Raw genomic sequence first — 12,236 nt, forward strand, 5'->3', positions numbered from 1 at the left:
TGCGACGAGAGCGGCAGGAAAGGTTGAGAGCGGTGCGCCCGAGAAGGGCGTCTTCCTTCCGTCCGAGAAGGCAGGAGGCTGCGGGCTGTGCAGATGCCATTTTCGTGGATATGTCCGAAGTCGTGTCCATATCGGCGTACGTACTCGAATACTGGGTTCATGTCGACTGTCGGCGGTCTTCCTGCGCACGTACTGCTCGCCCATTTCATGATGGTTCTTCCTCCGGTGATCGCGAGCCTGGTCGCAGTGTGTGGAGTGTGGCCTGCTGCTCGACGTCAACTCGTCCGGCCGACCGTCGCTCTCGCGACCGTCGTATCGGTTCTGACTCCGATCACCACGAAGGCCGGTGAATGGCTCGAAGACCACGTCGATCGATCTGCGGCCGTGGATGTCCAGACCGAACTGGGCGACACGATGGTGCACTTCGCCGCGGTCCTGTTCATCGCCGCCCTGGCACTGTTCATCGCCGCCCTGGCACTGGTCACCGACGTCGTCATGGTCGTGCAGATCTACCGTGTCGGTGGATCGGGTTCACGGGCGGCGTGGGGCGACGTCGCGGCTCACTCGGACGCGGCCCCTCGGACGCGACAACCCCACGTCGATGACGAATATTCGTATACCGCAGGCAGATATGACCTCGTTGGCCGCGGGGTCCGGTCATGACGGGACCAGACGGTGATCCACCGATCGACTCCGATTCCGAGCGAGTCCCGGATTCCGACCCGATCGCTGCAGCCGAACGGGTTGCAGCCACGCTGAGCAGCGACCGTTCTCCTCGCGGCACGCTCGGTCCCCGATTCGATCGCCGTTCTCCCTTCTTCACCGGGATGACTGCCGCGGCCGGTGCACTGACCACCGTCGCGGTCGTGCTTGCGGCACGGGCTGTGGAATCGATCCTGATCCTGATCGGTGTTGCGTTCTTCCTCGCTCTCGGACTCGAACCGCTCGTGCGGTGGGTAACTGCCCGGCGGGTACCGAGATGGGCGGCGGTCACCGGCGTGTTCGTTGTCGGGGGCGCCGCGCTCACAGCACTGGTGGCTGCGGCTATTCCACCGTTGACCGAGCAAGCGTCGGCGCTGATCACTGCCGCACCGCACTACTTCGAACAACTCACCGAGCCGACATCGTGGGTCGGTCGTCTCGACGCCCGCTTCGACTTGCAGCACCGGTTGACCCAGTTCTGGGGCGGCGCGGGCACATCGGTGCTGGGAGAAATCGTCACGGCCGGGCAGGCGGTGTTCACCGCCTTGGCCGACACCCTCATCGTCACGGTGCTGACGATCTATTTCCTTGCCGATCTGCCCCGCCTACGTGCCACCTTGTATCGGTTCGTCCCATACTCCCGGCGCCCCCGGGCGATCCTGCTGGGCGACGAGATCTTCGCGAAGGTCGGCTCGTACGTGCTCGGCAACGTCCTCATCTCCGTGATCGCCGGCGCAGCCACCCTCGTGTGGCTCGTCGCATTCTCCGTGCCCTACGCTCTGCTGTTGGGAGTGTTCGTTGCCGTCCTCGACCTGGTGCCGCTGATCGGTTCGACGATTGCCGGGATCGCGGTGGCGGCCGTGGCGTTGACGGTGTCGGTGCCGGTGTGTGTGGCGACGATCGTGTTCTTCGTCGCCTTCCGACTCGGTGAGGATTATCTGCTCGTACCCAAGATCATCGGACGCTCGGTCGAGGTACCCGCGCTGAGTACCTTGATCGCTGTCCTGATCGGCGGTGCCCTGCTGGGCCTGGTGGGAGCACTGGTGGCGATTCCTTTCGCCGCCGCGGTCCACCTGATCGCACAGGAAGTACTCTTCCCGCGTCTCGACCGCGGCTGACCATCGGCGACGCCGCGAGAACCGGCGTCGTCACTCCCTGCCGGGTGTCTGCGTGTGGTCCCGCCGGTCGGCCGTCCACACCGATTGCAGCATGTGCCAGTCGGCGGGATGCGCGGCGATACCGGCGGCGAACCGGTCGGCCAGCCTCTGGGTCGTGGCTTGTACGCCACCTGCGGTATCGATCGGCGCGTCGACGTGAAACCCCCAGCCACCCGGAGTGAACCAGCAGTGCACCGGCAGCAGCGGTGCACCGGTATCGATCGCGAGCTTGGCCGGGCCGGCAGGCATACAGGCCGGTTCGCCGAAGAAGGTGACCGGCACGCCCGCTCCTGTCAGGTCACGCTCGCCGAGGAGTCCGACGAACCGTCCCTCCCGGATCCGGGCGGTCAGTTGTTCGAACGGTGGGACTGTGCCGCCTGTGAGCGGGATGATCTCGAAACCCAGGCCTTCACGGAATCGGACGAAGCGGCGGAACAACGATTCCGGTTGCAGTCGCTCGGCGACGACGGTCGGTGTGCCGATCCGCTGTACGATCCACACTCCCGCCAGGTCCCAGTTCCCGCTGTGCGGAAGCGCCAACACTGCACCACGCCCACGCGCGACGGCCTCGTGGATGTGTTCCAGACCGGTGGCCGCTGAGTCTATGGTCTCGGCCAGCCGTACCGGATCCATCGACGGCAACCGGAACGCTTCGCACCAGTACCGCGCGTAGGAACGCAGACTCGCACGCACGAGTTCGTCGGGCACCTGATCGGGAGTGGTGGACAAGACCCGGGCGAGGTTGCGGCGAAGTTGGATCGGCCCGCCGTTTCGGGCCGCTCGATCCGCGGCCATTTCGAACAGGCGCCTCGCCGTCTTTTCCGGTAGTGCGCATACCGCCCACCAACCGGCGGCGTATGCGAGATCCCAGGCCCGATCCTTCATGCGCATCGAGTACCCCGAACGCGGAGGTCGACAACGATGACGACGCCGGCGACAGGGCTCAACAGCAGCATGAAGCCCGCCAGGAGCACGACCTCGACAGCTTCGAGGCGGTCGCGCCCCGTCCGACTTGCCAACAAAAATCCGGCTGCCTGCAGATTCTCTCTGCCGACAGCCGGATTCGGTGTGCTGTATTCGGTGCGCCTACCCCGTGGGCGGGACGGCCGGCGCCTCACGCGACAGGATCGGAAGCCGCGACGCGAACGGCAGAAGCACCACGACGACCAGCGCGACCACCAACACGCCGAGCGCCATGCCCGACAGCACGTCGTGGACGTAGTGCACACCCACCGTCACCCGAGAGAAGGCGAGCACTGCGGCGAGCGGAGCGACCAGCCAGATCAGACGCGGAGCCGCGAGGACACACGCCGTGGCGAACGACGCCGCGATGACGGAGTGGTTCGACGGCCAGGACCAGTCCCCCACCTCGGGGCATTCCAGCACCGTCTCGATGCCGAGCGCGCGGCACGGTCGCGGCTCCGTCACCACGAGCTTGACGAGTTCGCTCGACAGGTAGGCACCCACGACACCGATACCGCCTACGGCGAGAGTGCCGAAGCTGCGTCGATCGTTCCGCCACAGCCACGCCGCGAGCACACCGGTGAAGGCGACCAGGACGAGCAGCCCCTTGTCGGCGACGAGACCTGCAAGCGGTCCGAGGAAGGATCCCTCGACGGTCTGGGCGACGGACAGATACAGGCGGTCGCGCATCGGCACCGTCGCCGCCGCGAGAAGAGTCAGCACGAGCGCCACCCCGACGGCAGGGATGAACATCGAGCGGACCAACCGCGGGGATACAGGAGGTGAACTCTCGGTGACGACCATGACCGAATACGCTATCGCGCCACCTTGCCCGGCTGCAGACCGGCAGGTCGGGCGGGGTCACGACCCCGTGCCGCGACCCGTTCGGAGACGAACCCCGATCAGCGGATGAACACCCACTGCCCGCCGGTGCACTGCTGCTTCCGCATGTCGGGCGTGAACGTGACGGTGCCCTCCTCCGCGGGCCGGCACGGACCGGACACGGCGCCGCCGCCACCCATCTCGCCGGGCGGGTTGTTCACCGCGTCGAACTCGTCGGCGCAGTGCTGCGACCACGGCGACCATGTGCCGTCGTCCCAGACCGTCACGCCGCGATCGTGGACGTACTTGTCGGTTCCGCACCACACGATCTTCGGATTGTTCGGGTCCGCGTTCGGATCGGGTGCCGGCGTGTCCGTGTAGGGATTCGGACAGATGTCACCGACGCAACCATCGGAGGGGTCTGAGGCCGCGTTACGGCCGTGCCGACGAACTGCGTTGAACCACAGTGATTTCGGCGCATACGGATAAATCACTGATCTAGGGCGTGAAGTTCGTGGAGCCACCGGGTTGCGGCAGGAAATATCGGCGCTCGAAGGAACTAGGCTCACAGGCGTGTGGCGAACCTGGATCCTCTCCGCAGCGATGGTGGCCGTCGCGGCCGTCGTTCTGCTCACCGGCGCATTCGACGTGACCTCGGTGGTGACGGCAGTACTGCTGCTCGTCCTTGCCTGGGTCACCTCTCCCCTGTTCTTCCCCCATCACGTCGACGACGCGACCGCCCGTCGCGACGCCGCAACCCGCGGCGTTCCGGTGGTGTACTGGCGCCCGGGGTGCACGTTCTGCATCCGGTTGCGCGCCACCCTGTGCACACGCGCGCGTCGCGCGATCTGGGTGAACAGCTGGCGGGATCCCGCGGCGGCCGCTCGGGTCCGGGAAGTCAACGGCGGGAACGAGACGGTGCCGACGGTGTTCATCGGCGACGTGTCGCATACCAATCCCGACCCACGTTGGCTTCGCGATCAACTGGTCTGACGAACCGACCCCCGACACGAACGAGGTCCCGGNGACCTCGTTGATGCAGAGCGGTCAGCGGCGCACGCCTCGGCCGGTGACGGCCTTGACGAGGAACAGCAGGATGACCGCGCCGAGGAGGCAGGTCAGGAAGCTGAAGATCAGTCCGCCGCCTTCGACATCCACGCCGAAGACCTTCAGCAGGAAACCACCGATCAAGCCGCCGATGACGCCGACAACGATGTTGAGGAGAATGCCCTGCTGGGCGTCGGTGCCCATGATCTTGCTGCCGATCCAACCGGCGAGACCACCGATGATGATCCAACCGAGGATTCCGAGTCCGAGCATGTGCAGTCCTTTCGTGAACACTGGCTAGTTCGACCCAACTCAGATACCCAGTCGTCCCACCAGTCACACCTCTCACTGCTGACAACTTCAGAGTGGCACGAATGCGACGCCCGGAAGGTCGGATTCGACGGTTCCGACCGTGGCACGTGCCGTCTGCCCGACAGGGACGGCTCGCGCTGGCACACTCGTGCGCATGACCCAGCCTCCCGTCACGATCACCGTCACCGGGCACGCCGAGCGCACCGTCGCACCCAACCGGTGCACGGTGGTGTTGCGGGTGCACGCCGACGGCTCCTCGCGCAAGCAGGCCGCCGAACCGGTGACCGCGGCCGTCGCCACCATCACCGATCTCATCACCGAACTGCGCAAGCGCACCCCGAGCCCGGTGAAGCGGTGGACCTTCGATCGGGTACGCCACAGCCGACGGCGCCCGTTCAACCGCGAAGGCAAGAACCGGCCGTGGGTGTACAACTCGTCGGCGTCGATCACCGTCACCTTCCACGAGTTCGACGCTGTGGGTGCGTTCGTCGAACGGGTCGCCGAACTCGAGGTGGTCACCGTCGCCGATCTCCAGTGGTGGATCACCCGCAAGGCCCGGAAGAAGCGACTCGCGCAGGTCCGCAACCTCGCCGTCCGCAACGCCCTCGACAAGGCGAAGGCATACACGACGTCGCTGGGCCTCGACACCGTTCGTGCGGTGGCCATCGCCGATCCGGGCATGCTCGGCTCCCAGCCCTCACCCGTCCACGCGGGCGGCGCCCCCATGATGCGCACAGCGATGCTGCGCTCGGATGCGATGAGCGCCCCCGAGTCGGCCGAACCCGAGCTGGTCTTCGAACCGGATCGGGTCACCCTCACCGCCGACGTCGAGGCGCGGTTCGAAGCTTCCCCCTAGCGCCGGTGAAACTTCGGTGTTCCGGACCCCGCTCAGCGACGTCGAGAACACCGAAACTCGAGCACCCTCCGCTCGATTCCTTGCGCGCCTCGTACAGACGGTGGCACGATGCCAGCACGCCGCCGATTCGCGCGGCCACAATCGAATAAGGCCCGCCAGGAGTTGCAGCTCCCGACGGGCCGGATGTCCGACTGTAAGGGAGTCGAACGTGGGTCAGAATACCCTGGCCGGCGGCGTGCGTCGTGGACCGCGCCTTGCCGCCAACTTCACCGTTCTCAGCAACGCCGTCATCACCGACGAACGGCTGTCCTTCCGCGCGCGGGGTGTGCTCGTCTGGTTGCTGTCCAAGCCCGACGACTGGCGCACCCGCGCCGACTCGATCGCGGCGCAGTCGCCCAAAGAAGGTCGCGACGCCATCCGCTCGGCATTACGCGAGCTCGCCGACCTCGGCTACCTGGTGCGCGAGAAGATCCAGAACGAGCTCGGCCAGTGGATCACCATCCAGACCATCTACGAACGTCCCGTCACCGAACCGGCGCCTGAGAATCCGACGCGCGGCAGCGCGGACATCGGAGACCCAGGCGCTCTTTCAAGTACCGATACACCAAGGACGGAAACCAACCGCACACCGCGCGTCGCGAAGACACCGCTCGGTCCCACGGTGGTCGAGCTTGCGGCAGCATGCAGGCAGGCCGGACTCACCGCGACCTTCGTCTACCTCGAACCCGATGCGGCAGCGGCGATCGAAGCACTCGTCGCCACACACGGCGTGCCGGCTCTGGTTGCGGCAGCGAAATCCGTGCACAGACCGGGCAATCCGATGCGACTGGCGCACGGATGGCTGCCGTTGTGGCGGTCGCTGCCGACGCCCCGTGTCCTCCAACCGAAGTGCGGCGACTGCGACGAGTACGGGTGGCTTCCCGATGACGAGCAGGGGCGTGCCGTGCGGTGCGGGTGTCGCGCGCCGGCTGCGGCCTGAGATCCGATGCAAAGGCGCTCGGCCGAATTCCGTTGACCGATCGGATGGATCGGTTGTCTCATGAGGGGTAGGTGACGTTCTGCGGTAGACAGTCTCGCCGAGCTATCGACGGCGAGGGATAGTGATGGTGTCGGAAACCCGGATCGAAGTGCCCGTCGACGACGGCGTGCTGCCGGGACTCGATTTCGGTGGCCGGGGGCCGGAAGTGCTGTTGGTCCACGGCAGCGGACACAACGCCGCGGTGTGGACCGACGTAATGGCGCATCTGACGGAACACTGCCACCTGGTGGCGGTGGATCTGCGTGGACACGGACAGAGCGCGCTCACCTCGAGTACAGCCGAGCAGTACTGGCGTGATCTCGGCACTGTCGTCGAGGCACTCGGCTGGGACCGCCCTGTGTTGGTAGGGCATTCAACGGGTGGGTACGCGGTCACTGCAGCGGTTGCGGCCGGTCTGGTGGATGCGGCATTGTGCGTGGTCGACGGCATGGTTCTGGACGACCGAGCTGCAGCAATAGATGCCCAGGCACAGTGGCAGGACCCTCGAGCCGTCGAACAGCTCCGTGAGACGTTCCGCTACGGCTGGCGCGCGACCGAACAGCAGATGCTCTCGTACATCGAGCAGTGTGTGCGCGAGGCGGAAACCGGTTGGCTCAACGCCGGATCCCGTCCGGAACTCGTCCGTGCCGTGATGCGACGGTCCTTCCTCCGCTGCAGCGACACGCTCTACGAGCGACGACCGAGCCTCGACGAGATCGCCGTCGTCAGTGCTCCCGATCCGCGTGCACCGATCTATCCGAGCGTGGATGCGTACACGCACATATCGTGCCCGATCACGTTCGTCCTGCCCGACAAGGGCTTCTACGCACAGCGCCGCGACGAGGGGCAGACGCTGGTCGACGCCGCTGCGAACCGAGAACTCGTGGAGATTTCTGCCAACCACAACGTGCCGATGACACAGCCTGCGGAGCTGGCCGCAATCGTCGGCGAGGTGGTACGCCGTCACTCGTGATCGCCTGGTGTTCATTCGTGCTCAGCAGAATGGCGTAAATTCCATTGCCCCAGCACTTGTCGAGGAGTACTACTGGGCGCTGGCGAATTTCGAGATCCTCGAGGAGAAACACGGCGATGGCCACCACGATCGAACGGCCGGACGGCACGAGCATTCACGGTCCGGGCAAGCTGTCTGCGGAGCGCTTGCAGCACGAGCTGGCGTTGCGTCGACGTGCGCAGCGGATACCGGCAAGGCGACGTCACGACGGAAAAGGCGGGCGTCGGCAGCAGCGACGTGCCGCCGCCGGAGCATGGTAACTCTGCCCAGCATCGTCGAGGCCGCGGCGTGATCGGTCAGCGGCTCAACAGCGGCGATTCCCGACGATAATCCGCGTCCAGGACGACCGCCCCGTTCTCGACGTGATCGACATCGGACCACGGAACCAGGCAGGTCCCGCGGTGGCGCCACCGGATCCACCGAGCGAGCAACACCGGTGCGTGCACATCGGTGCGTTCGAATCCGAGGTACGAGCCGCGCCGGCGCGGCGAGAGGAGAATCCCGACGACCTCCGGCGACGGCACTCCCCCACTGTCCGATACAGCCGGACGAGCAGGGATGCGGAAACGTATATCGCACACCCACCCGACGCGGTCGCCGTTGTGATCGTGGACGGGAAGGTCGAGCAGATCAGTCAGGAGCATGACGGCCCCCGGGAATACGACTGATGATCTGATCCCGCACCCATCGCTCGGGCCACGTCGCATCCAACGATTCGGACCGCACCCGTAGTCGGAGAGTGATGCCGATTTCGGCGACGTCGTCCCACGTGATTCGGTGCAAGCGGCTTCGGGGCAGACGACCCCCGAAAATCCGGGTCATCAATGTGGAGCCGGTGAGGATCGCCTCGATACGCGGCGCCGATGAGGTACCGCCCCCGTCGGATTCGATGCCGCTCAGTTCGATGTCGTCGACCGTGGCAACCGGTACGCCGTCGCAATCGAGGATCTGCCGGTCCAACAGGTGCAGGCGGGCATCGATCAGCCGACCGCCTCGGTCGGTGCCGGTGGATGGGTGCTCGGATGTGCTCATTGGCCTGCTCCCGTGACGATCATCAACGGTATCGCCGCCGCCGAGGCAGCGACAATGATGACCAGGTAGACGGTACCGATCGCGTTGACGACCGGGCCGTTGACATGCTCGCCCATGTACTGCGGGTCGTTGGAGATGATCAGGACCGGTAGATACGTCAAGGGCAGGGCAATTGCGGAGAACACCACCGAGTACTCGGTGACCAGGATCGGGTCCACTCCCGTCATCAGCACACCGACGGCGACGATCAGCAACACCAGCATGGTCAGGTGGAATCGTGCCGCCTCCACCGGCCGTCGGAACTTGCCCCACGACCACCCCAGGAACTGGGCCAGGGTGTAGCCACCGGACAGTGCGGTTTCGAGCGCCGCCCCGAACGTGGCCGCCACGATCCCGAGGATGATCACCGCGACCGCCAGTTTTCCTCCTGCCTCCGCCACCGGAGCCAGCACCTGCGACAGGCTGGACACCTCTACCCCACCGGGCATCAGCACGATCGCCGACAGTGCGGCGATGGCCACCGAGAGGATGCCGCCGAGGGGAAATCCGACCAGGACGTTGAGCCGGGACTTCGCGAGATCCCGCACCGTCCACTTCTCTTCCACTGCGCCGGAGGAGAAGAAGAACACCTCGTACGGAGTCATCGCCGCACCGAACAACGCGATTGCGTAATACCAATATGCGGCCAGGTTTTCGCCGTCCGACAGGGATGGGGTGAACACCTGGTCGGCGAGCTGCCCCCAGTCCGGGCCGAGCAGGAACACCGCCACGGCGAACATGACCAGGCACAGTCCGACCACTCCGGTGACGTTCTCCATCACCGAGAACTTCACCCGCCAGATCACCAGCCACACCGCCAGGGCGGCTACCGGAATCCACAGTTTCGGGTTCACGCTGCTTGCCAACTGCAACGCCAGCGCGATACCACCGACCTCGGCGGTCAACGTCAACAGGTTGATCAGAAACGACGCGCTCAGATTCGCCACTGCCATGCGCGGCCCGAGGCGTTCGCGAATGATCTCGAAAGTGGCTCGGCCGCTGACCGCAGCGACGCGGCCGGACATCTGCGCGAAGACACAGATTCCCAGCACGCCTACCGGCACCACCCAGGCCAGGGACAACCCGAAACGCGCGCCCACCACTGCATTGGTGACCAGATCACCGATGTCGAGGAATCCCCCGATCGCGGTGAGGATTCCGAGAGCGACGGCGAAGAGACTCTTCATCCGGCCGCCTCGAGACGGTCTCCGAGATCGAGCAACTCCGTACCTGCACGTCCGAGCTCGGCCGCAACCGCAGTCAGCTCGGTCTGCTCGCCGACTCCGGCAACGATGTCTCGTCCCCGGATGATCTGTCCGGTAACCGTGTTCGCCGCCTGCAGGACCTCGGCGCCCAGGGTTCCCTGGTCGGGGGTGTCCACCTCTCGATCCGCGGTTGCCGAGACGGCCTGGTCGACCTCTTCGAGCATGTCCGACAGGGCGGTGTCCGTGGCGGCGGTGGTGTTGCGACCGTCGGCGAAAACCTGCAGGCTCAGCTGAGCCGAGACCGCCGCCGAACCGATCTGCTGCGCTGCCCGACCGAAATCGCCTTCCACCCCGCCGCGCATCGAAGCGCACCCTGATGCGAAGACACCCAGGAGCAGCGCTGCAGCGACCACAGAAAGCAGCACATCCCTGCTCCGGCGTCCACCCGTCTCACGCGAGACGCTCCGGGAAGACCACGCTTTCCTCACCAACCTCACGATAGAGGCCGGTTTCCGTCGCCGGTCGGTTTCGACAGCCGACACTCGTCGCGCTGTCGACCGGCGCCTATCGTTGTTCCCATGGATCCGCCCGTGACGCGGTACATCCAGCGCGACGGCGCCGCACTGGCGTATCAGATCGTGGGTGAGGGGCCACATCCGATCGCGTGGTTCTTCGAAGACATGATGCATCCGGACCTGATGTGGACCGATCCGCACTTCCACTACAACTTCGAACGTTGTGCCCGCTTCGCGCGTTCGCTGTTCTTCCAGCGACGCGGATTCGGACTGTCCGATCCCGTCGAGCACGTCCCCACGCTCGAGGAGCAGGCCGACGACGTCGTCGCGGTGCTCGACGATGCCGAGGTCGATCGCGCCACGCTCGTCGGCGCGGCCAGCACCTGCGGGCCCCTTGCCCTGGTAGCCGCTCGGCACCCCGACCGCGTTTCCGGACTGGTCCTCGCCGAACCCTGGTCCGATACCCTGCTGTCCGACGGTGATCCGCCACCGGGATGGACTGCTGACGAGCGAGACCGGTTCGTCGAGTCGTATCGGGATGCGTACGCATGCTGGGGTCAAGGGAAGCTCACGTCCCTGACGCACCCGACCCTCGATGTCCCACACAATCGACGGATCATGGCGCTGCTCGAACGCTGCTCCGCCACACCGAGAACTGCCCAGAAACATCTCGAGTGGGCTCTCCGCGCGAACTACTCCTTGATTCTGCCGGCAATCCAATGCCCGACGAAGGTGTTGCATCAGCCGGACACTCTGTTCGCTCGAGAGGCCGGCCGCAGGATGGCCGCGCAGATTCCGAACGGCCGCTTCTACGAGCTGCCACCGATCGCCCTCGGCGCAACGCTGGGTGAAGTGCTGATTCCTGTTCTCGACCACGTGGAGGAACTCGTCAGCGGCACGGACCATCCGGTCGAGGCCGATCGGTTCCTGGGCGCGGTTCTGTTCACCGATGTCGTCCGCTCCACCGACCTGCTCGCGGAGGTCGGTGACAACCGGTTCGCGAGGTTGCTGGGCGCGCACGACCGACTCGTGCGCGCGGAGGTCGAGGCCGGCGGAGGCACGCTGGTGGGCATCGCGGGCGATGGGACCCTCAGTGTCTTCGACGGTCCAGTGGCCGCACTGCAGTGCGCGCACCGGATCATCCGATCGACATCGACTCTCGGATTTTCTGTGCGCTCCGGCGTGCATGTCGGGTCGGTGACCCGCGCCGGTCCCGGGTTGACCGGAATGACGGTCCATATCGGAGCGCGGATCGCTGCCTCCTCCGGGCCTGGCGAGGTGCGATGCTCACAGGCGGTGCGCGAGCTTGCGGTCGGCGGAGATTTCGATTTCACCGACCTGGGCAGGCATCGGCTCAAAGGTGTGCCCGGTCAGGTGCAGGTGTTCAGGGCGTCGATCGGGGCCCGTCCTGCACAGCCTGCGCTGCCACCACGCCCGACCGTCTCGGACCGGGCAGTATTGACCATGGCGCGCCGGGCTCCCGGCATGCTTCGTGAGCTCGCCCGCCTCGCAGACCGTCGCAACAGAGCAGTGAGGCGTCCACGATGATCGTCGCC

At 65.9% G+C, this 12,236-nt stretch carries 15 protein-coding genes; 7 read left to right on the forward strand and 8 right to left on the reverse strand.

Going from position 1 to position 12,236, the window contains the following annotated elements:
• Positions 1-159 precede the first annotated feature (159 nt).
• Together ACLBYD_RS12545 and ACLBYD_RS12550 are read left to right on the forward strand one after the other, a co-directional pair.
• On the forward strand, positions 160-663 hold the full coding sequence (locus tag ACLBYD_RS12545) for a hypothetical protein (RefSeq protein WP_447816683.1): 504 nt from the start codon (positions 160-162) through the stop codon (positions 661-663).
• On the forward strand, positions 660-1,820 hold the full coding sequence (locus ACLBYD_RS12550) for an AI-2E family transporter (RefSeq protein ID WP_447816684.1): 1,161 nt from the start codon (positions 660-662) through the stop codon (positions 1,818-1,820). Before ACLBYD_RS12545 ends, ACLBYD_RS12550 begins: the two co-directional genes overlap by 4 nt.
• 30 nt (positions 1,821-1,850) lie before the next feature.
• Here the strand turns inward: ACLBYD_RS12550 and ACLBYD_RS12555 are convergent, their stop codons facing one another.
• The 3 genes from ACLBYD_RS12555 to ACLBYD_RS12565 form a co-directional block, all read right to left on the reverse strand.
• A complete protein-coding gene (locus ACLBYD_RS12555) occupies positions 1,851-2,750 on the reverse strand; it encodes a phosphatidylinositol mannoside acyltransferase (RefSeq protein WP_447816685.1) in 900 nt (299 codons plus the stop codon).
• A 195-nt stretch (positions 2,751-2,945) separates the two neighbouring features.
• Positions 2,946-3,626: a phosphatase PAP2 family protein gene (locus tag ACLBYD_RS12560; protein ID WP_258261192.1), complete on the reverse strand. Its 681-nt coding sequence runs from the start codon at positions 3,624-3,626 to the stop codon at positions 2,946-2,948.
• Between the two features lie 98 nt (positions 3,627-3,724).
• A complete protein-coding gene (locus ACLBYD_RS12565; RefSeq protein ID WP_447816686.1) occupies positions 3,725-3,931 on the reverse strand; it encodes a hypothetical protein in 207 nt (68 codons plus the stop codon).
• A gap of 286 nt (positions 3,932-4,217) precedes the next feature.
• On the opposite strand from ACLBYD_RS12565, the gene ACLBYD_RS12570 reads away from it, so the two are divergent.
• On the forward strand, positions 4,218-4,637 hold the full coding sequence (locus ACLBYD_RS12570) for a glutaredoxin domain-containing protein (RefSeq protein ID WP_447816687.1): 420 nt from the start codon (positions 4,218-4,220) through the stop codon (positions 4,635-4,637).
• 54 nt (positions 4,638-4,691) lie between these two features.
• On the opposite strand, the gene ACLBYD_RS12575 is transcribed toward ACLBYD_RS12570, so the two are convergent.
• Positions 4,692-4,964: a GlsB/YeaQ/YmgE family stress response membrane protein gene (locus ACLBYD_RS12575; protein WP_019289453.1), complete on the reverse strand. Its 273-nt coding sequence runs from the start codon at positions 4,962-4,964 to the stop codon at positions 4,692-4,694.
• A gap of 193 nt (positions 4,965-5,157) precedes the next feature.
• Here ACLBYD_RS12575 and ACLBYD_RS12580 point away from each other — a divergent pair, with 193 nt between their 5' ends.
• The 3 genes from ACLBYD_RS12580 (at position 5,158) to ACLBYD_RS12590 (ending at position 7,850) form a co-directional block, all read left to right on the forward strand.
• The gene (locus ACLBYD_RS12580; protein ID WP_447816688.1) at positions 5,158-5,859 is read left to right on the forward strand and encodes an SIMPL domain-containing protein; all 702 of its coding nucleotides are present in this window, start codon (positions 5,158-5,160) and stop codon (positions 5,857-5,859) included.
• Between the two features lie 208 nt (positions 5,860-6,067).
• The gene (locus ACLBYD_RS12585) at positions 6,068-6,838 is read left to right on the forward strand and encodes a helix-turn-helix domain-containing protein (RefSeq protein WP_447816689.1); all 771 of its coding nucleotides are present in this window, start codon (positions 6,068-6,070) and stop codon (positions 6,836-6,838) included.
• A 124-nt stretch (positions 6,839-6,962) separates the two neighbouring features.
• Complete coding sequence (locus tag ACLBYD_RS12590) at positions 6,963-7,850, forward strand: alpha/beta fold hydrolase (protein WP_447816690.1); 888 nt, start codon at positions 6,963-6,965, stop codon at positions 7,848-7,850.
• A gap of 335 nt (positions 7,851-8,185) precedes the next feature.
• Here the strand turns inward: ACLBYD_RS12590 and ACLBYD_RS12595 are convergent, their stop codons facing one another.
• The 4 genes from ACLBYD_RS12595 to ACLBYD_RS12610 are packed head-to-tail and all read right to left on the reverse strand — an operon-like array spanning position 8,186 to position 10,590.
• The gene (locus ACLBYD_RS12595; protein ID WP_447816691.1) at positions 8,186-8,533 is read right to left on the reverse strand and encodes a PRC-barrel domain-containing protein; all 348 of its coding nucleotides are present in this window, start codon (positions 8,531-8,533) and stop codon (positions 8,186-8,188) included.
• Positions 8,520-8,921 (reverse strand): hypothetical protein, encoded by a 402-nt coding sequence (locus ACLBYD_RS12600; RefSeq protein WP_016696379.1) that lies wholly within the window; start codon positions 8,919-8,921, stop codon positions 8,520-8,522. Before ACLBYD_RS12600 ends, ACLBYD_RS12595 begins: the two co-directional genes overlap by 14 nt.
• Complete coding sequence (locus ACLBYD_RS12605) at positions 8,918-10,147, reverse strand: NRAMP family divalent metal transporter (protein WP_447816692.1); 1,230 nt, start codon at positions 10,145-10,147, stop codon at positions 8,918-8,920. The genes ACLBYD_RS12600 and ACLBYD_RS12605 overlap by 4 nt, the downstream gene beginning before the upstream one ends.
• The gene (locus tag ACLBYD_RS12610; protein ID WP_447816693.1) at positions 10,144-10,590 is read right to left on the reverse strand and encodes a hypothetical protein; all 447 of its coding nucleotides are present in this window, start codon (positions 10,588-10,590) and stop codon (positions 10,144-10,146) included. The genes ACLBYD_RS12605 and ACLBYD_RS12610 overlap by 4 nt, the downstream gene beginning before the upstream one ends.
• A 153-nt stretch (positions 10,591-10,743) precedes the next feature.
• Here ACLBYD_RS12610 and ACLBYD_RS12615 point away from each other — a divergent pair, with 153 nt between their 5' ends.
• Entirely contained in the window at positions 10,744-12,228 is a 1,485-nt protein-coding gene (locus ACLBYD_RS12615) for an adenylate/guanylate cyclase domain-containing protein (RefSeq protein ID WP_447816694.1), read from the forward strand.
• Positions 12,229-12,236 lie beyond the last annotated feature (8 nt).

It is taken from the genome of Rhodococcus sp. C26F (genome assembly GCF_053345925.1).